The sequence below is a fragment of the Streptomyces sp. NPDC007162 genome, assembly GCF_040634175.1.
Taxonomy (GTDB): Bacteria; Actinomycetota; Actinomycetes; order Streptomycetales; family Streptomycetaceae; genus Streptomyces.
On record NZ_JBEYFC010000147.1, the window covers coordinates 1 to 18,937 of the forward strand.

Genomic DNA, 18,937 nt, shown 5'->3' on the forward strand with positions numbered 1-18,937 from the left:
GAGGCATTGGACGTGACCTCCTGGACGTCGGAGGCGATCGCGTCGACCCGGTCGATCTGGGTCTGCGCGGAGCGTACGGCCGCAGACGCGTCGGCGAGCAGCGGGACGGCCTGGTCGGTCACGTCCGCCACGAGCTTGGTGGTCGCCTTGAGCGTCTGGGCCAGCCTCACGAGAGCCACCGCGAGGAAGGAGACCAGGATCGCCCAGAAGACGGCCACCAGGATCCCGGCCACCTCTCCACCGGACACTGCGCGCACCCGCTCCCTGAAACGTGCCTGAACATCGAGAAGACTGGACCGAGCCTATCGCGCCGGGCATGCGGCTCCGTACCGGATTACCGCGCGCTGGTCGCCGGTCCGGCGGCGGGACGGCACCGGCATGCAAAAGCCCGCCGCCTCGTCCGCCCGGAAGGGCGGGGAGACGGCGGGCTGACGCTGAGGTGCTGCGCCGGGGCTGGGATCAGCGGGCGTAGTACTCGACGACGAGCTGCTCGTCGCAGATGACCGGAACTTCCTTGCGGTTCGGCTCGCGGTCCAGGCGGAACGCCAGGGCCTTGAGGTTCACCTGCAGGTAGCGGGGGATCTCGCCGTCGGGGGCGAAGCCACCCTCACGGGCGACCTGGAAGAGCGTCTTGTCCTTGGAACGGTCGCGGACCTGCACGACGTCGTCCGGGCGGACCCGGAAGGACGGCTTGTCGGTCTTCTGGCCGTTGACCTGGATGTGGCCGTGGACGACCATCTGGCGGGCCTGGTAGATCGTGCGGGCGATGCCCGAACGCAGGACCAGCGCGTCGAGGCGGCGCTCCAGCTCGACGATCAGGGCCTCACCGGTCTTGCCCTGCACCTTGGAAGCACGCTCGTAGGCGCGGACCAGCTGGCGCTCGGAGATGTCGTACTGCGCGCGCAGACGCTGCTTCTCCAGCAGACGGACCTTGTAGTCCGAGTTCTGCTTGCGGCCGCGGCCGTGCTCACCCGGCGGGTAGGGACGGGCCTCGAAGTACTTGACGGCCTTCGGGGTCAGCGCGATGCCGAGGGCACGCGACTTCTTGACCTTGGGGCGGGACTGGTTCGCCACTGTCTCTTTCTTCCTTTGGTATTCGGCTCGTCAGGGTTGAGGGAGGTCGCAATCCGCAGCCGGGGAATCCCGCCGGAGCCCGTTGCCGGGTCTGGTGGGCAGCCGCTCCCCTGGTCTGGGCACATACGTGCAGCACGCGAGTGGCCCACCGACCGGTAACGTCGTCTGTGCGTGACGGGTGGTGGTGGGCTGCCCGCGACACCGTTCGACGGTGCGCGACGCTCCTGGAGCCCCCTCGCGGGGGTTCCGGCCGGTTGTCCCGCTCTGACTGCGCGGGACTCGGCACTTCGGGGCAGTCTACAGGCTGCTCAGGACCGCCTGCGACCGAGGCGCTTCCTGGTCCACTCGACGGCGTCGGCGTAGCGCGCCTCGGAGCCGTGCCGGGTCGGGGTGTAGTACTCGCGGTCCTTCACGGTGTCCGGGGCGTACTGCTGCTCGGCGATGCCCTCGGGCAGGTCGTGCGGGTACACGTACCCCTGGGCGTGCCCCAGCTTGGCGGCGCCCTTGTAGTGGCCGTCGCGCAGGTGCGGGGGCACCTGCCCGGCCAGTCCCTTGCGGACGTCCTCCAGGGCGGCCCCGATCGCGGTGGTCGCCGCATTGGACTTGGGGGCCAGGGCGAGGGCGATGGTGGCGTGGCTGAGGGTGAGGGCCGCCTCGGGGAAACCGATCATGGCGACGGCCTGGGCGGCGGCCACGGCTATGGGCAGGGCGTTCGGGTCGGCGAGGCCGATGTCCTCGCTGGCCGAGATCATCAGGCGGCGGGCGATGAACCGGGGGTCCTCGCCGGCCTCGATCATCCGGGCGAGGTAGTGCAGGGCGGCGTCGACGTCGGAGCCCCTGATGGACTTGATGAGGGCACTGGCGACGTCGTAGTGCTGGTCGCCGTCGCGGTCGTACTTGACCGCGGCCCGGTCCACGACCTCCTCCAGGGTCCGGAGCGCGATCTCCGTCTCGTCCTGGTCGAGGGCGGCCCCGGCGGCGGCCTCCAGGGCGGTCAGGGCGCGGCGGGCGTCGCCGCCGGCGATCCGCAGCAGGTGTTCCTCGGTGTCCGGGGGGAGGGTGACGGCCCCCTTGAGACCGCGCTCGTCGGTGAGCGCCCGGCGCAGCAGGCCGCGGACGTCGTCGTCGGTGAGCGGTTCGAGGGTGAGGAGCAGGGAGCGGGACAGGAGCGGGGAGATCACCGAGAAGTACGGGTTCTCGGTGGTGGCCGCGATCAGGGTGACCCAGCGGTTCTCGACCGCGGGGAGCAGGGAGTCCTGCTGGGCCTTGCTGAAGCGGTGGATCTCGTCCAGGAAGAGGACGGTCTCCTTGCCGTATCCACCGGTGGCGCGGCGGGCGCCGTCGATGACCGCGCGGACCTCCTTGACGCCGGCGGTGATCGCCGAGAGCTCCACGAACCGCTTGTCGGTGGCCTTGGAGACGACGTACGCGAGGGTCGTCTTGCCGGTGCCGGGCGGGCCCCAGAGGAGCACGGAGGACGGTCCCGCCGGGCCACCGGACCCCTCACCGACCAGTCTGCGCAGTGGGGACCCCGGCTTCAGGAGGTGCTGCTGGCCCACCACCTCGTCGAGGGTGCGCGGGCGCATCCGCACCGCCAGGGGACTGCCGGCGGGGTCCTTCTCCTGGCGTTCTTCTGCGGCGGCGGTGAACAGGTCGGGTTCCACGCTGAAACCCTAAATCACGGCACTGACAATCCCGCCGGGCCGTCAGCTGGTCCAGAAGTCCCACCAGCGGGTCAGGATCAGCATGCCGATGATCCCGAGGTGCAGGACCGGCAGGACCCAGGTGAACTCGCTGAAGAAGGACTTCAGCCAGTTCGGGGCCGGCAGGAAGCCCTTGCGGAAGTTGAAGGACGTCACGTACCAGAACATGGTGATCGTGGCGACCCAGGCCAGGCAGCACCACAGGCACAGCGCGTTGATCCGGTACAGGGACTGGAACTGCAGCCAGGTGACGAAACCGACGCCGAAGAGGGTGCCGAAGTTGAAGGTCAGCCAGTACCAGCGGGGGAAGCGGGCGCGGGACAGCAGGCTCATGCCGACACAGATGACGATGCCGTAGCAGACCAGGCCGAGCATGGGGTTCGGGAAGCCGAAGGCGGCGGCCTGCTTGGACTCCATGACGTTGCCGCAGGAGACGACGGGGTTGAGACTGCACCCCGGGGTGAAGGTCTTGCCCTCGACCTTGGCTTCCAGCAGCTTGAACTTGTCGATCGTGATGACCCACGCGGCCAGCAGCCCGGCGGCGCCGGTGATGATCAGCAGCAGGGCGAAGGCGAGACTGCCGCCCTCCGTGCGCGGTGCTGCGGAGGCATTCTCGGGCTCGGGTTCCGTGGAGACGTCCTTGACTGTCGTCTTGCTCATCACGCCGATTCCGTGTGTTTGAGAGTTGGAACTTCTTCGGGCAGGGGCCATTGTGCCGCACGAGGCGTCCTGTCCACCGTTCGATGGACATAAGGAAGTACGCACGGTCGTCCCGGCAGGCTCGGTTCCTGGCCGATGCTCGGGCAGGGGCTGCGCAAGCGGTACGGCGACGTGACCGCGGTGGACGGCAGCGGCCTGGGCATCCGGCGCGGCGAGGTGTTCGGCCTGCTCGGACCCAACGGAGCGGGCGAGAGCACGACGGTGGAGATCGTCCAGGGCAACCGGAGCAGGGACGCGGGCGAGGTCTCGGTCCTGGGCGCGGACTCGGCGACGCGCACGCGCGCGTGGCGGTCCCGGGTGGGAATCGTCTGGCAGGACGAATCGGCACCCGCGGAGTTGACGGTCGCCGAGACCGTGCGGCACTTCGCCCGCTACTACCCGCGGCCCCGCGACCCGGACCAGGTCGTCGATCTGGTCGGTCTGGAGGCCAAGGCGGACAGCCGGGTCTGGTCCCTCGGGCGGTCAGCGACGCCGCCTGGACGTGGCGCTCGGTGTGATCGGCGACCGTCGTGATCGGCAGCCGGCCGGTACGGTCTCGCCCCGTGCGGGGGCCCGTACCGCGTCCGTCAGTTCGCCCCGGGGCAGGTCCTTGAGCACCCTCGGTGGCGGCGCGGCTGGTGGCGAAGGGTGCACGAACGCCGAGACAGGGCGCAGCCTGTCTCGGCGGGTCCACCGTGAGAACCCATCTGCTGCGCGCCTTATGCAAGTTGGGCGTGTCCGACCGCACGGCGGCCGTCACCGGCGCCATGCGGTACGGCCGGCCGGCCGCGCTGGTTCTCATGCGCGTCGGCCGGCCGGTGGCAGGGGCACGGGCCCCCGGTCCCGCTAGCCCAGCCTCGACTCCAGCTCGGCCACGATCTCGTTCACGCCCACCGCCGTCTGCTCCCCGGACTCCATGTCCTTCAGCTGGACGACGCCCTCCGCGAGGTCGCGCTCGCCGGCGACGATCGCGTAGCGGGCCCCGCTGCGGTTGGCGTTCTTCATGGCGCCCTTGAGGCCCTTGCCGCCGTAGGAGAAGTCCGCCGCGACACCGACCCGGCGCAGCTCCGTGACCTTCGCGAAGAGGACCCGGCGGGCCTCCTCGCCGAGCGGTACCGCGAAGACGCTGGTCGCGGACGGGATGTCCAGCTCCACGCCCTCGGCCTCCAGAGCTAGGACCGTGCGGTCGACACCGAGGGCCCAGCCCACCGACGGCAACGCGGGGCCGCCGATCATCTCGGAGAGGCCGTCGTAACGGCCGCCGCCGCCCACCGCCGACTGCGAGCCCAGCCCGTCGTGGACGAACTCGAAGGTCGTCCGCGTGTAGTAGTCCAGGCCGCGGACCAGCTTCGGGTCGTCCTCGAACGCGACGCCGGCCGCCGTGATCAGCTCGCGGACCTCCTCGTGGTACGCCTTGCACGCGTCACACAGGTAGTCCCGCAGGAGGGGCGCGTCGCCCAGCTGCTTCTGGACCGACTCGCGCTTGTCGTCGAGGACCCGCAGGGGGTTGATCTCCGCCCGGCGCAGGGTGTCCTCGTCGAGGTCCAGGCCGCGCAGGAAGTCCTGCAGGGCCGCGCGGTACACCGGCCGGCACTCCTTGTCGCCGAGGCTGTTGAGCAGGATGCGGAAGTCGCTCAGGCCCAGCGAGCGGTACGCCTGGTCGGCCAGGATGATCAACTCGGCGTCGAGGGCGGGGTCCTCGGCGCCGATCGCCTCGGCGCCGACCTGGGAGAAGTGGCGGTAACGGCCCTTCTGGGGGCGCTCGTAGCGGTAGTACGAACCGGAGTACCAGAGCTTGACGGGGAGGTTGCCCGTCTTGTGGAGGTTGGCCTCCAGGGCGGCGCGCAGGACCGAGGCGGTGCCCTCCGGGCGCAGGGCCAGCCTGTCGCCGCCCTTCGTCTCGAAGGCGTACATCTCCTTGGTGACGATGTCGGTGGACTCGCCGACCCCGCGCGCGAACAGCTCGACGTTCTCGAAGCCGGGTGTCTCGATGTAGCCGTAGCCGGAGTTGCGCAGCGGGGCGGCGATCGCCTCGCGGACGGCCAGGTACTTGGCGCTGTCCGGCGGGATCAGGTCGTACGTGCCCTTGGGGGCCTGAAAGGTGCTCACGGAAGGTCTCTCGTCACATTCCTCGTCGGGGAGCCCGGGGTGCTCCCTGGCCGTCGGCGGCCACCTGCCGCAGATACGGGTTGGTGGCGCGCTCCTGGCCGATGGTCGTCTGGGGGCCGTGGCCGGACAGCACCACGGTGGAGTCGCCGAGCGGCAGGCAGACACGGGCCAGCGAGGCCAGCATGTCGTCCATGGAGCCGCCCGGCAGGTCCGTGCGTCCGATGGAGCCGGCGAAGAGCAGATCGCCCGAGAAGAAGACCGAGGGGATCTCGGCCGTCTCCGGCATCTGGAAGGTCACCGACCCCCTGGTATGGCCCGGCGCGTGCGCGACGGAGAATCCGAGTCCGGCCAGTTCCAGCCGCGCGCCGTCGGCCAGTTCGAACACGTCGTCCGGCTCCCCCACCGTGAGCTCGCCCATGAGCGGCATGCCGATGGACCGGCCGAGCGCCTTCTCGGGGTCGCTCATCATGTACCGGTCCTCCGGGTGGATCCAGGCCGGTACGTCGTGCGCTCCGCACACGGGGACGACCGAGGCCACATGGTCGATGTGGCCATGGGTGAGGACGACGGCGACCGGTTTGAGCCGATGCTTCCTGAGCGCTTCCTCGACGCCTTCGGCGGCCTGGTGGCCGGGGTCGATGATCACGCACTCCTCACCGGCGGCGGGGGCGACGAGATAACAGTTCGTCCCCCAGGCCCCGGCGGGGAACCCGGCAATGAGCACGATCGTCCTTCGTTGTGTCGATTCGGGCGGCTACCAGCTGTGGTCCAGAGCCTACCGGCGCTGCCGTTTCCTCAGCGAACCCATATACGGTACGGGGCTACACGCAGTGGTCGGCTCACAAGACGCACAGCACGCACGCGTACCGGTCGGCATTCGACACGCATGAGGAGAGAACCCGGTGGTCAGCCAGGAGCAGCGGCGGCGTCAGCTCGCCCGGGAGAAGTTCTTGCGGCAGCAGCAGCGGCGCACCAGCGCGCGACGCAAGGCGCGCATGCGCAACTCCGTGATCGCGTCGGTGCTCGGCGTGATCGTGATCGGCAGTGTGGCGCTGTACACGACCGGTGTGCTGAAGAACAACGACGACAAGGCGAACGCCAGCTCGGAGACGACTCCCAGCGCCTCCGCCTCGCCCAGCAAGGCACCGGACCCGTGCGCGAAGCCCGCGGCCGGCTCGGTGAAGAAGCTGAGCTGGAAGAAGGAGCCGGCGATGGCGATCGACACGTCGGCCGACTACACCATGAAGCTGGCGACGACGTGCGGTGACATCGGCATCGCACTGAAGACGTCGGCGGCTCCGCACACGGTGAACTCGTTCGACTTCCTGGCCTCGAAGGGCTTCTTCGACCACACGAAGTGCCACCGGCTCACCACCAACGGCATCTACGTGCTGCAGTGCGGCGACCCGACGGGGACGGGAAGCGGCGGCCCGGGGTACACGATCCCCGACGAGAACCTGAAGGACAAAAGCCTGAAGGGCGGTGTCTACCCGGCGGGTACGGTCGCGATGGCCAACACCGGTCAGAAGCACACCGGCGGCAGCCAGTTCTTCCTGGTCTACCAGGACAGCCAGTTGCCCCCCAGCTACACCCCGTTCGGCACGATCGACGCGGCCGGCATGAAGGTTCTGAAGAAGATCGCCGCGGCGGGCGAGAGCACCGGTCAGGGTGACGGAGCACCGAACGCGACGGTCGTGATCAACAAGGCCACGGTCACCAAATCCTGACCACCAAGTGCGAAATTTCGGTCGCGCGGGATGCGGACAGGCCACCCGCCGGTCGCCTATGTTGGCCGTGACGAAACTGTGGACGATGCCCGGGGGCGCTGAGGCCCTGCGCAGGCATCATGTGGAGGAGGCGCTGTGAGCAGCGACCCGTGGGGCCGCGTCGACGAGACGGGGACCGTGTACGTGCGTACGGCCGACGGCGAGCAGGTCGTCGGTTCCTGGCAGGCCGGCTCCCCTGAGGAGGCGCTGGCCTACTTCGAGCGCAAGTACGAGGGCCTGGTTGTCGAGATCGGCCTCCTCGAAAAGCGAGTGAAGACCACCGACCTGTCCGCGAAGGACGCCCAGGTCGCCATCGACCATCTGCGCGAGCAGGTGGAGGCGCACCACGCGGTCGGCGATCTGGAGGCGCTGCGCACCCGGCTCGGCGAGCTGGTGAAGACCGTCGAGTCGCGTCGCGAGGAGCGCCGCGCGCAGCGTGCCAAGCAGTCCGACGAGGCCCGGCAGGCCAAGGAGGACCTGGTCGTCGAGGCGGAGCAGCTGGCCCAGTCCGACCAGTGGCGGGCCGCCGGTGAGCGGCTGCGGGCCCTGGTGGACACCTGGAAGGGGCTGCCGCGTCTCGACCGCAAGTCGGACGACGAGCTGTGGCACCGCTTCTCGCACGCCCGGTCGGCGTTCTCCAAGCGGCGCAAGGCGCACTTCGCGCAGCTCGACGCCCAGCGCGAGGACGCCCGCAAGGCGAAGGAGAAGCTGGTCGCCGAGGCGGAGTCGCTGTCCGGTTCGACGGACTGGGGTCCGACGGCGGCGCGCTACCGCGAGCTGATGGCCGAGTGGAAGGCCGTGGGCCGCGCCCAGCGCGAGCACGAGGACGACCTGTGGAACCGCTTCCGCGGTGCCCAGGACGTGTTCTTCGCGGCCCGTGGCTCCGCCTTCGCCGAGCGCGACGCGGAGCAGACCGAGAACCTGAAGCTGAAGGAGGAACTCGCCGCCGAGGCCGAGAAGCTGCTGCCGATCACCGACCTGAAGGCCGCGCGGTCCGCCTTCCGTTCGATCAACGAGCGCTGGGAGGCCATCGGCCATGTGCCGCGGGACGCCCGTCCGAAGGTCGAGGGCCGGATGCAGACGGTCGACCGGGCCATTCAGGAGGCCGAGGAGGCCGAGTGGCGCCGGACCAACCCGGAGGCACGCGCGCGTGCCGCGGGTCTGACCGGTCAGTTGCAGGCCGCCGTGGACAAGCTGGAGGCGCAGATCGAGCAGGCGCGCGCCCAGGGCAACTCGTCGAAGGCGGAGAAGCTGCAGCGCGAGCTGGAGGGCCGCCAGGCGCTCCTGGACCAGGCTCTCAAGGGCCTCCAGGAGTTCGGCGGCTAGGTATTCACGACGACACCGAGAGGGGCCCCGTACGCGGCGTACGAGGCCCCTCTCGTCGTGTCCCGCCGCCTCTAGGTCTAGGAGGAGCGGCTGCGCGCCGACGTGACCCGGTAGACGTCGTACACGCCCTCGACGCCCCGTACGGCCTTCAGGACGTGGCCCAGGTGCTTGGGGTCGCCCATCTCGAAGGTGAAGCGGGAGGTGGCCACCCGGTCGCGGGAGGTCTGGACGGCCGCGGAGAGGATGTTGACGTGCTGGTCGGACAGGACGCGGGTGACGTCCGAGAGCAGCCGGGAGCGGTCCAGCGCCTCGACCTGGATGGCGACCAGGAAGACCGAGGACTGGGTGGGCGCCCACTCGACGTCGAGGATGCGCTCGGGCTCACGTGACAGCGACTCCACGTTGACGCAGTCGCTGCGGTGCACCGACACGCCGCTGCCGCGCGTGACGAACCCGATGATCGGGTCGCCGGGAACCGGGGTGCAGCAGCGGGCCAGCTTGACCCAGACGTCGTCGACGCCCTTCACGACCACACCCGGGTCCTGGCTGCTGCGGCGCTTGCTGCGGCGGCCGCGGCTCGGCGGTACCGCCTCGTCGATCTCCTCGGTGGCCGCCTCCTCGCCGCCGAGCGCCTGCACCAGCTTCTGCACGACGTTCTGCGCGGCCACGTGGCCCTCGCCGATCGCCGCGTACAGCGAGGAGATGTCCGGGTAGCGCATCTCGTGCGCGAGGGTGACCAGCGAGTCACCGGTGAGGATGCGCTGGATCGGCAGGTTCTGCTTGCGCATCGCGCGGACGATGGCGTCCTTGCCCTGCTCGATGGCCTCGTCCCGGCGCTCCTTGGAGAACCAGCCCCGGATCTTGTTGCGGGCGCGGGGCGACTTGACGAAGCCGAGCCAGTCGCGGGAGGGGCCGGCGCCGGTCGCCTTGGAGGTGAAGACCTCCACCAGATCGCCGTTGTCCAGGGTCGATTCGAGCGGTACGAGCCTGCCGTTGACCCGCGCCCCTATGGTGCGGTGGCCGACCTCGGTGTGCACCGCGTACGCGAAGTCCACCGGGGTGGCACCGGCCGGGAGCGCTATGACGTCGCCCTTGGGGGTGAAGACGAAGACCTCGTTGCGGGACAGGTCGAAGCGCAGGGACTCCAGGAACTCGCTGGGGTCCTCGGTCTCCTTCTGCCAGTCCAGCAACTGCCGCAGCCAGGCCATGTCGTTGAGGTGGTCGTCCTTGCCCTTGCCGGACGACTTCGGCACGTCGGTGCGGACCTTGGAGGCGCCGGCGACGGCCTCCTGCTTGTACTTCCAGTGCGCGGCGATGCCGTACTCGGCGCGGCGGTGCATGTCGAAGGTGCGGATCTGGAGTTCGACCGGCTTGCCGTTGGGGCCGATGACCGTCGTGTGCAGCGACTGGTACATGTTGAACTTGGGCATCGCGATGTAGTCCTTGAAGCGCCCGGGAACGGGGTTCCAGCGGGCGTGGACGGTACCCAGGGCCGCGTAGCAGTCGCGGACGGTGTCCACCAGGACGCGGATGCCCACCAGGTCGTAGATCTCCGCGAAGTCCCGGCCGCGGACGATCATCTTCTGGTAGACGCTGTAGTAGTGCTTCGGTCGGCCGGTGACGGTCGCCTTGATGCGGGCGGCGCGCAGGTCGGACTGGACCTCGTCGGTCACTATGGCCAGGTATTCGTCCCGCTTGGGCGCCCGCTCGGCGACCAGCCGGACGATCTCGTCGTACATCTTGGGGTAGAGGATCGCGAACGCGAGGTCCTCCAGTTCCCACTTGATGGTGTTCATGCCCAGGCGGTGGGCGAGCGGCGCGTAGATCTCCAGGGTCTCGCGCGCCTTCTTCTCCTGCTTCTCGCGCTTGAGGTAGCGCATCGTGCGCATGTTGTGCAGCCGGTCGGCGAGCTTGATGACCAGGACGCGGGGGTCCTTGGCCATCGCGACGACCATCTTGCGCACGGTCTCCGCCTGCGCGGCCTCGCCGAACTTGACCTTGTCGAGCTTGGTGACGCCGTCGACGAGCAGCGCGACCACGTCGCCGAAGTCGCGGCGCAGGTCCTCCAGGCCGTACTCGGTGTCCTCGACGGTGTCGTGCAGCAGGCCCGCCATCAGGGTCGCCGGGTCCATGCCCAGCTCGGCGAGGATCGTGGTGACCGCGAGCGGGTGCGTGATGTACGGGTCGCCGCTCTTGCGCTTCTGGCCGCGGTGCCAGCGCTCGGCGACCTGGTAGGCGCGCTCGATCTGGCGCAGCGTGGCGTTCTCGATCTTGGGGTCGTTGCTGCGGACTATGCGCAGCAGCGGTTCCAGGACCGGATTGTACGGATTGGCTCGCTGTACGCCGAGCCTGGCCAGCCGGGCGCGGACGCGGTTGGAGGAGCCGCTGCGCGGGGGTGTGCCCACGTTGGGACGGGCCGTGGGCGACGTCTCGGGGCGCTCGACCGGGGCCGGCTTGGGGCGCGACTGCTCGGCCGACTTGTCGACGGGCGCGGACTGGGCGTGCTCCACCGGTCCGCGGGCGTCGTTCTTCGCGTGCGGTGTGCTCGGCGCGGGCTTGGCCGCGGCTGCCGAGGCGGGCTCGGGCTTGGCGGCGGTCAGGTGCTGGGCCTCGTCTGGCAAGAGGACTCCTCGTGCGCGATCCGGGTCCCCCAGTCAGGCCCCGGACAACCATGGTAGCGATCCGGCCGCCCCCGAACGTGCGGAGCCCGTCCGAACGGCCGCCCGGACGTCAACACGGAAGGCACCTGTCGGATTCCCGGCTTCCGGATGTGGCACCGCGCCGGTCCGAAGACACAGCCCCGGGTGCGCACTTGAGGCCGCACCCGGGGCTGCTTCGGTCCCGGATCTCTGTTCAGACGGTGAGTACGGCCTCCAGGGGAGCACCCTTGAGCGCTGCTTCCAGGCGGGCCCGGCCGCTCAGGAAGCCCAGTTCCATCAGGACCGCGACGCCCGCGACCTCGGCGCCCGCGCGGTGGATCAGCTGGATCGAGGCCTCGGCGGTGCCGCCGGTGGCGAGCACGTCGTCGACGATCAGGATCCGGTCGTCCGCGCCGATGTCCTCGGCGTGCACCTCGATCTCCGCGGAGCCGTACTCCAGCTCGTAGGCCTGGCGCAGGGTGGCCCCGGGAAGCTTGCCCGCCTTGCGGACCGGGATGAAGCCGAGGCCGGCGCGGACGGCGACCGGGGAGCCCAGGATGAAGCCCCGGGCCTCCAGGCCGACGATCTTGGTGGCACCGGTGCGCGCGGCGATCCCGGCGAGGGCGTCGGTGAGCGCGGTGAACGCGGCCGCGTCGGCCAGCAGCGGCGTGATGTCCTTGAACATCACGCCCTCCTCCGGGTAGTCCTCGACGTCCCGGATGCGGCTGAGCAGCAGTTCCTTGAGGTCGCTCATCGGCGCTTCCCGGAGGGACGGCCGCGGCTCCCGCGGGTGCGGGACGCCGGCTGGTTACGCGGGCCGACGACGGCCGGTGCGGCGTCCTCCGGGTCCTCCCCGGCGCCGCGGGTCTCGGCGAGTTCCTCCTCGGCGGACGCCTGCGCCCGCTTGGCGAGGACGCGCTTCTTCAGCGCCTTCATCTGCGGCTCCATCTCCTTGAGGTCGGCGACGAGCGGCGTGGCGATGAAGATCGACGAGTAGGCACCGGCGGCGAGACCGACGAACAGCGACAGCGAGATGTCGTTGAGCGTGCCCGCGCCGAGGAAGCCGCCGCCGATGAACAGCAGGCCGGCGACCGGGAGCAGCGCGACGACCGTGGTGTTGATCGAACGGACCAGGGTGCCGTTGATCGAGTGGTTGGCGATGTCGCTGTAGGTGAAGCGGGTCTGCTTGGTGATGTCCTTGGTCTGCTCCTTGAGGCTGTCGAAGACGACGACCGTGTCGTAGAGCGAGTAACCGAGGATCGTCAGCAGACCGATGACCGTGCCGGGCGTGACCTCGAAGCCGACCAGGGCGTAGATGCCGGTCGTGATGGTGATGTCGTGGATCAGCGCGACCAGGGCCGCGACGGCCATGCGCCACTCGAAGGCGATCGCCAGGTAGATCACCACGAGGATCATGAAGATCGCGAGGCCTTCCCAGGCCTTGTTGGCGATCTCGTCACCCCAGCTGGGGCCGACCAGGTCGGCGGCGATGGACTCCGGGTCCACGTTCATGTCCTTGGCGAGCGCGACCTTGGCCGCGTCCGACTTGGTGGTGTCCATGCCCGCGATCTGGATGCGCAGACCACCCGTGCCGAGCTTCTGCACGACCGCGTCGTGGCCGGAGGCCTCCTTCGCGTAGGTCTCCGCCTGGGACACCGAGACGCTGGTCTTCGCGGTGGTGAAGACGGCTCCGCCCTGGAAGTCGATGCCCATGTTCAGGCCGCGCACCGCCAGGCCGACGATGGCCGTGATGGTGATCAGGATGGAGACGCCGTACCAGATCTTGCGCTTGCCGACGAAGTCGTAGCTGATCTCGCCGCGGTGGAGTCGGGCGCCGAGGTTGCCGAGTTTCGACATCGCTCACGCTTCCTTCGGGTCGACAGGGCCGGCGGCGGGGCCGGCGGGACGGCGGGTGCGGCGCAGCGGGGCCTTGGCGCCCAGGCCCTTCGGGTCGAGCCCGGACCACTTGTGGCCGTTCGCGAAGAACTTGCGCCGGGCGAGGAGCGTCATCAGCGGCTTGGTGAAGAAGAAGACGACGACCACGTCGAGCACGGTGGTCAGACCGAGCGTGAACGCGAAGCCCTGGACCTTGCCGACGGTCACGATGAACAGCACGGCGGCGGCCAGGAACGACACGAAGTCGGAGACCAGGATGGTGCGCCGGGCCCGCGGCCAGGCCCGCTCGACGGCGGGACGCAGCGTGCGGCCCTCGCGGATCTCGTCCCGGATGCGTTCGAAGAACACGATGAACGAGTCCGCCGTGATACCGATCGCGACGATCGCACCGCAGACGGCCGGCAGGTTCAGCGCGAAGTGGATCGCGGGGCCGAGCAACGCCATGATCACGTACGTGAGGATCGCGGACACCAGCAGCGAGGGGATCGCCACGACCGACAGACCGCGGTAGAAGGCCAGCAGGTAGATGATGACCAGGGCCAGGCCGATCGCGCCCGCGATCAGGCCGGCGTGCAGCTGCTCACCGCCGAGCGCGGCGGTGACGGTGGTGATGCTCTGCTCCTTGAAGGAGAGCGGGAGCGCGCCGTACGACAGCATGTTGGCGAGGCTCTGGGCCTCCGTCTGGGTGAAGCTGCCGGAGATCTCCGCCTGGCCGCCGGTGATGGACTGGCTGACGTACGGGCTGGAGACGACCTCGCCGTCCAGGACGATGCCGAACTCGTTCTGCGGCTGCTGGTTCTTGGCCAGCTCGGCGGTGACGTTCGCGAACTTCTTGGCTCCGCTGGAGTTGAAGGTCATCTGGACCTGCCAGCCGGCGGCGGTCTGCGTGTCGTAGACGGCCTGGGCCTTCGTGACCTCGGTGCCGTCGACGGCGGCCGGGCCGAGCACGTACTTGTACCAGACGCCGGAGATCTTGCCGCAGGCCACGGTGGAGTCGGTCGGCTTGGCGTCCTTGCCGGCGGTGGCGCGCACAGCCTGCTTGGAGCAGTCCAGCGCGGTGTACTGGGCCTCCAGCTTGGAGGCCGCGGCGGAGGCGGCGGAGGAAGCCGAGGAGGAGGCGGAGGGGCTCGCGGACGCCTTGGCCGAGGAGGATGCGCTCGCCGAGGCGGACGGCGTCGAGTCGGCCTTCAGGGCGTCGCTGACGGCTCGGCCCTGCGAGGTGGCGGAGGACGACGGGGACGCGGAGGACGACCCGGTCGCCTTCTGGGACGCGCTGCTCGACGGGGACGCGCTCGGGGAGGCGCTGGAGCCGCCGCTGGACGACGCGCTCGGAGAGGCGCTGGGCGCGGCACCGGCGCTGGCCTCGCTGGCCAGAACCGGGCGGAAGTACAGCTTGGCGGTGGTGCCGACCTGCTGGCGGGCCTCCTCGGAGTTGGTGCCCTTGGGGATGTTGACGATGATGTTGCTCGTCCCCTGGGTCTGCACCTCCGCCTCGGACACACCGAGGCCGTTGACACGGCGGTTCATGATCTGGACCGCGGTGTTCATGTTGGCCTTGTTGATCGCGTTCGGCTGGCCCGGCTCGTTGTGCGCCTGGAGCGTGATGCTCGTACCACCGGCCAGGTCGATGCCGAGACGCGGCGTGGTGTTCCCGGAGGCGAACATCCCTCCGGTCAGCGCCACGATGGCGATCAGGATGAGGGCCAGCGAGCGCCCTGGCTTGCTCTGGGCGCTCGCGCTCCGGCCCCTCTTAGGTGCTGCCACCTTCTCGTACTCCCTCTCGGGCCGCCGTGCGCCTGGTCGGCGCGGTCGGCCATGACATGGTGTCGGGATCCCGTGCGGGAAACAGACGCGCCCGGGGTGCGAGGTGCGCGCGTGGTGCGCGCACCGCTCCCCGGGACGCGGCTACTTCGCGTCGGAGTCGCCGTCGGTCTTCTTCGGCTCTTCGCCCGCCTTCGCCTCGGTGGTCCCGGCCTCGTCGGCCTTGGCCTCGGCGCTCTCCTCGATACCGTCCTCGGTCGCGTCCTTCTTCCCGAGGTCGACGGCCTTGTCGTCGGAGGCGGCGGCAGCGTCGGCAGGCTCGTCGTCGGTCTCGGTGAGGGAGGAGGCGTCGTCCGGGACGACGTCGGAGTCGGACTTCAGGTCGTGCTCGATACCGTGCACGATGCGGTTGTACTCGTCGTCCGTGAGAACGGCGCCGATCGCGTTCTTCGCGAAGAGAAGCTCGACTCCCGGACCGGCGTCGAGGAGGACGGTGTCCTCGCTGACTTCCTTGACCGTCGCGTACATGCCCCCGATCGTGCGGACACCGTTTCCGGGCTGGAGCTCGTTCCGCATGTCTTTGGCCTGCTGCTGGCGCTTCCTGGTGGAACGCGTCATCAGGAACATGGCCGCGATGAGGACGATGAACACGAGAAGAGGCAAGCTATTCACGGGACGGGATTTCCTTCGCACAGCCGCGGCGGTGAGCGGCCTGGATGATGGGGGTGTGCTCGGCGCCGCCCGCAAAGGCGGCATCGGCGGAGTCTAAGCGAGTCCGCGCGCATGGAACAACGCTCAGCATGGCACCTGGGTTCCTGCCCCCGCCAATGCCCCGCCGTCACGAAGCGATCACGTCTGCCGCCGAGGCCTGGCGGACCACCGGCGGAGCCTGCACGGCGCCCGACCGGTCCGCCGGGGCCGGGTCAGCTGTCGAACAGGTCCTGCTGACCGCCTCCGCCGGCCGCTCCGCGTGGCGCGGTCAGGCCCAGGTGGGCCCAGGCCGCGGGGGTCGCGACGCGGCCGCGCGGGGTGCGGGCGAGGAGGCCCTCGCGGACCAGGAAGGGCTCGGCGACCTCCTCGACCGTCTCGCGCTCCTCCCCCACCGCGACCGCGAGCGTCGAGAGGCCGACCGGGCCGCCGCCGAACAGCTTGAGCAGGGCCTGCAGGACCGCGCGGTCGAGCCGGTCGAGGCCGCGTTCGTCCACCTCGTAGACGGCGAGGGCCGCGTGCGCGATGTCGCGGGTGATCAGCCCGTCCGCCTTGACCTGCGCGTAGTCGCGGACGCGGCGCAGCAGCCGGTTGGCGATTCGGGGCGTGCCGCGGGAGCGGCCGGCGATCTCGGCGGCGCCGGCCGGCTCGATCTCGACGTCCAGGAGATTCGCCGAGCGGTGCACGACCCGTTCCAGCTCGTGCGGCTCGTAGAACTCCATGTGCGCCGTGAAGCCGAAGCGGTCGCGCAGCGGCGGTGGCAGCAGGCCCGCCCGGGTGGTGGCGCCGACCAGGGTGAACGGGGGCAGTTCAAGGGGGATCGCGGTGGCACCGGGGCCCTTGCCGACGATGACGTCGACCCGGAAGTCCTCCATCGCCATGTAGAGCATCTCCTCGGCGGGCCGCGACATGCGGTGGATCTCGTCGAGGAAGAGGACCTCGCCCTCCTGGAGGGAGGAGAGGATCGCGGCCAGGTCGCCGGCGTGCTGGATGGCGGGGCCTGAGGTGATGCGGATCGGGGCGCCCATCTCCGCCGCGATGATCATCGAGAGGGTGGTCTTGCCCAGGCCGGGCGCTCCGGAGAGCAGGACGTGGTCGGCGGTGGCGCCCCGCGCGCGTGCGGCGCGCAGCACCAGGTCGAGCTGTTCGCGGACCTTCTCCTGGCCGATGAACTCGCCCAGGTCCTTGGGGCGCAGGGCGGCCTCGACGGCCTGGTCCTCACCGTCGGCGACGGCGCCCACCAGCCGCTCCGTGTCGGCGCCGGTGTCGGTCGTGTCGTCCCAGTTCATAAGTGATGTGCCTCAGCGGTGGTGGGGTCAGCGGGCGCGGTTGAGGGTCTGCAGGGCGGCCTTCAGGAGCCGGCCCACCTGCGGGGTGCCGCCCGCCGCCTCGGCCTGCGGGGTGACCGCGGTGACGGCCTCGTCGGCCTCCCGGGTCGCGTAGCCGAGGCCGATCAGGGCGGCGTGCAGCTGGTCGCGCCAGCCCTGGGTGACGGGCGCGCCGACCACGGGGGCGCCGATCGGCTCGCCGAGCCGGTCCTTCAGTTCGAGGAGCAGCTTCTGGGCGCCCTTCTTGCCGATGCCGGGGACGGCGATGAGGGCCTTCTCGTCCCCCGTGGCGACCGCGCGGCGCAGTGCGTCGGGGCTGTGCACGGCGAGCATCGCCTGGGCGAGCCGGGGGCCGACGCCGCTCGCGGTCTGCAGCAGTTCGAAGACCTGGCGTTCGTCGTCGTCGGCGAAGCCGTACAGGGTGAGCGAGTCCTCCCTCACCACCAGCGAGGTGGCGAGTTTGGCCTGCTGGCCCATGCGCAGACCGGACAGGGTGTTGGGCGAGCACTGGACGGCGATGCCGATCCCTCCGACCTCGACGACCGCGGAGTCCGGGGCGAGGGCGGCGACCGGGCCGCTGACGAAGGCGATCATGCCGTACGGCCTTTCGTTGCGTTGGCTGCGTGCAGGGCCACGGCCTGCTGGAGTCGGTTCTGGGCGGGGGCGCGCCAGATGTGGCAGATGGCGAGCGCGAGGGCGTCGGCCGCGTCGGCGGGCCTGGGCGGGGCGCTGAGCCGGAGCAGCCGGGTGACCATGGCGCCGACCTGGGCCTTGTCGGCGCGGCCCGAGCCGGTGACGGCGGCCTTGACCTCGCTGGGGGTGTGCAGGGCGACGGGGATGCCCCGGCGGGCGGCGCACAGCATGGCGACGGCGCTGGCCTGGGCGGTGCCCATCACGGTCCGTACGTTGTGCTGGCTGAACACCCGCTCCACGGCGACGAATTCAGGCCGGTGCTCGTCCAGCCACTGTTCGATGCCCTGCTCGACGGCGACCAGGCGCAGGCCGAGTTCGGCGTCCACCGGCGTCCGTACGACCCCCACGCCGACCATGGTGAGCGGCCGACCGGCGACGCCCTCGACGACACCGACACCGCATCGCGTGAGACCGGGGTCCACCCCGAGTACGCGCACCGCGCCCCCTCCCTTCGGCCACCTGTTCGTGCAGGCTAGCGGGTGCCACCGACAACGGCCGACATGACGACGGGCCGACGGGTGTGTCCCGTCGGCCCGCTCGGCCGGCTCAGCCCGCGGCAGCGCTACGCGTCGACCTTCTCCATGACCTCGTCGCTGACGTCGAAGTTCGCGAAGACGTTCTGCACGTCGTCGCTGTCCTCGAGGGCGTCGATCAGCTTGAAGATCTTCTTGGCGCCCTCCTCGTCCAGTTCGACCTGCATGGTCGGGACGAAGTTGGCCTCGGCGGAGTCGTAGTCGATCCCGGCGTCCTGGAGGGCGGTGCGGACGGCGACCAGGTCGGTGGCCTCGCTGAGCACCTCGAAGGACTCGCCCAGGTCGTTGACTTCCTCGGCGCCCGCGTCCAGGACGGCACCCAGGACGTCGTCCTCGGACAGCTCGCCCTTGGGGACGATCACGACGCCCTTGCGGTTGAAGAGGTACGACACCGAGCCCGGGTCGGCCATGGAGCCGCCGTTGCGGGTCATGGCGACCCGGACGTCGGAGGCGGCGCGGTTGCGGTTGTCGGTGAGGCACTCGATGAGCACCGCGACGCCGTTCGGACCGTAGCCCTCGTACATGATCGTCTCGTAGTCGGCGCCGCCGGCCTCGAGGCCGCCGCCGCGCTTGACCGCGGAGTCGATGTTCTTGTTCGGGACCGACTGCTTCTTGGCCTTCTGGATGGCGTCGTAGAGGGTCGGGTTGCCCTCGATGTCGACGCCGCCCATGCGGGCCGCGACCTCGATGTTCTTGATCAGC

At 70.1% G+C, this 18,937-nt stretch carries 17 protein-coding genes and 2 pseudogenes; 4 read left to right on the forward strand and 15 right to left on the reverse strand.

Translation table 11 applies throughout. The features are described from left to right. The 4 genes from ABZ646_RS19305 to ABZ646_RS19320 form a co-directional block, all read right to left on the reverse strand. Positions 1 to 257: DUF948 domain-containing protein (locus ABZ646_RS19305; RefSeq protein WP_360520055.1), on the reverse strand; the 257-nt coding region annotated here is incomplete at its 3' end. A gap of 202 nt (positions 258 to 459) precedes the next feature. After that, the gene (gene rpsD / locus ABZ646_RS19310; protein ID WP_360520057.1) at positions 460 to 1,074 is read right to left on the reverse strand and encodes a 30S ribosomal protein S4; all 615 of its coding nucleotides are present in this window, start codon (positions 1,072 to 1,074) and stop codon (positions 460 to 462) included. Between the two features lie 308 nt (positions 1,075 to 1,382). Beyond that, entirely contained in the window at positions 1,383 to 2,738 is a 1,356-nt protein-coding gene (locus tag ABZ646_RS19315; protein WP_360520059.1) for a replication-associated recombination protein A, read from the reverse strand. 42 nt (positions 2,739 to 2,780) lie between these two features. Continuing rightward, a complete protein-coding gene (locus tag ABZ646_RS19320; RefSeq protein ID WP_360520061.1) occupies positions 2,781 to 3,437 on the reverse strand; it encodes a vitamin K epoxide reductase family protein in 657 nt (218 codons plus the stop codon). 135 nt (positions 3,438 to 3,572) lie between these two features. Between ABZ646_RS19320 and ABZ646_RS19325 the strand changes: the two are divergent. Further along, positions 3,573 to 3,999 (forward strand): annotated as a pseudogene (locus tag ABZ646_RS19325) (ATP-binding cassette domain-containing protein); the annotation flags it as partial. A gap of 157 nt (positions 4,000 to 4,156) precedes the next feature. Beyond that, a pseudogene (locus tag ABZ646_RS19330) lies at positions 4,157 to 4,255 on the forward strand (DNA-binding response regulator); the annotation flags it as partial. A gap of 67 nt (positions 4,256 to 4,322) precedes the next feature. Here the strand turns inward: ABZ646_RS19330 and hisS are convergent. Beyond that, a complete protein-coding gene (hisS, locus tag ABZ646_RS19335) occupies positions 4,323 to 5,585 on the reverse strand; it encodes a histidine--tRNA ligase (protein ID WP_360520063.1) in 1,263 nt (420 codons plus the stop codon). Between the two features lie 13 nt (positions 5,586 to 5,598). Next, entirely contained in the window at positions 5,599 to 6,309 is a 711-nt protein-coding gene (locus ABZ646_RS19340; RefSeq protein ID WP_360520065.1) for an MBL fold metallo-hydrolase, read from the reverse strand. Positions 6,310 to 6,487: 178 nt separating this feature from the next. Between ABZ646_RS19340 and ABZ646_RS19345 the strand changes: the two genes are divergently transcribed. Beyond that, positions 6,488 to 7,312 carry a peptidylprolyl isomerase gene (locus ABZ646_RS19345; RefSeq protein WP_360520067.1) on the forward strand — a complete coding sequence of 275 codons (825 nt, stop codon included), beginning with the start codon at positions 6,488 to 6,490 and terminating at the stop codon, positions 7,310 to 7,312. A 135-nt stretch (positions 7,313 to 7,447) separates the two neighbouring features. Then, positions 7,448 to 8,677 (forward strand): DUF349 domain-containing protein, encoded by a 1,230-nt coding sequence (locus tag ABZ646_RS19350; protein ID WP_360520069.1) that lies wholly within the window; start codon positions 7,448 to 7,450, stop codon positions 8,675 to 8,677. A 77-nt stretch (positions 8,678 to 8,754) separates the two neighbouring features. Here ABZ646_RS19350 and ABZ646_RS19355 read toward each other — a convergent pair whose 3' ends face one another. From ABZ646_RS19355 to ABZ646_RS19395, 9 genes are all read right to left on the reverse strand, one after another. Beyond that, positions 8,755 to 11,298 carry a bifunctional (p)ppGpp synthetase/guanosine-3',5'-bis(diphosphate) 3'-pyrophosphohydrolase gene (locus ABZ646_RS19355; RefSeq protein ID WP_360520071.1) on the reverse strand — a complete coding sequence of 848 codons (2,544 nt, stop codon included), beginning with the start codon at positions 11,296 to 11,298 and terminating at the stop codon, positions 8,755 to 8,757. 232 nt (positions 11,299 to 11,530) lie between these two features. Further along, positions 11,531 to 12,070 (reverse strand): adenine phosphoribosyltransferase, encoded by a 540-nt coding sequence (locus tag ABZ646_RS19360; RefSeq protein ID WP_360520073.1) that lies wholly within the window; start codon positions 12,068 to 12,070, stop codon positions 11,531 to 11,533. After that, the gene (gene secF / locus ABZ646_RS19365) at positions 12,067 to 13,173 is read right to left on the reverse strand and encodes a protein translocase subunit SecF (protein ID WP_360520075.1); all 1,107 of its coding nucleotides are present in this window, start codon (positions 13,171 to 13,173) and stop codon (positions 12,067 to 12,069) included. Before secF ends, ABZ646_RS19360 begins: the two co-directional genes overlap by 4 nt. 3 nt (positions 13,174 to 13,176) lie before the next feature. After that, positions 13,177 to 14,976, reverse strand: a complete 1,800-nt coding sequence (gene secD, locus ABZ646_RS19370) for a protein translocase subunit SecD (protein WP_360520077.1) — start codon at positions 14,974 to 14,976, stop codon at positions 13,177 to 13,179. A 141-nt stretch (positions 14,977 to 15,117) separates the two neighbouring features. After that, positions 15,118 to 15,645, reverse strand: a complete 528-nt coding sequence (gene yajC / locus ABZ646_RS19375) for a preprotein translocase subunit YajC (RefSeq protein ID WP_360520079.1) — start codon at positions 15,643 to 15,645, stop codon at positions 15,118 to 15,120. Positions 15,646 to 15,896: 251 nt separating this feature from the next. Beyond that, positions 15,897 to 16,970, reverse strand: coding sequence for a Holliday junction branch migration DNA helicase RuvB (gene ruvB, locus ABZ646_RS19380; protein ID WP_360520081.1), 1,074 nt, complete (start codon positions 16,968 to 16,970; stop codon positions 15,897 to 15,899). A 27-nt stretch (positions 16,971 to 16,997) separates the two neighbouring features. Continuing rightward, entirely contained in the window at positions 16,998 to 17,603 is a 606-nt protein-coding gene (ruvA, locus tag ABZ646_RS19385; RefSeq protein WP_360520083.1) for a Holliday junction branch migration protein RuvA, read from the reverse strand. Beyond that, positions 17,600 to 18,139 carry a crossover junction endodeoxyribonuclease RuvC gene (gene ruvC / locus ABZ646_RS19390; RefSeq protein WP_360520085.1) on the reverse strand — a complete coding sequence of 180 codons (540 nt, stop codon included), beginning with the start codon at positions 18,137 to 18,139 and terminating at the stop codon, positions 17,600 to 17,602. The genes ruvA and ruvC overlap by 4 nt, the downstream gene beginning before the upstream one ends. Positions 18,140 to 18,264: 125 nt before the next feature. Continuing rightward, a partial coding sequence (locus ABZ646_RS19395) for a YebC/PmpR family DNA-binding transcriptional regulator (protein ID WP_360520087.1) occupies positions 18,265 to 18,937 on the reverse strand: 673 nt, incomplete at its 5' end.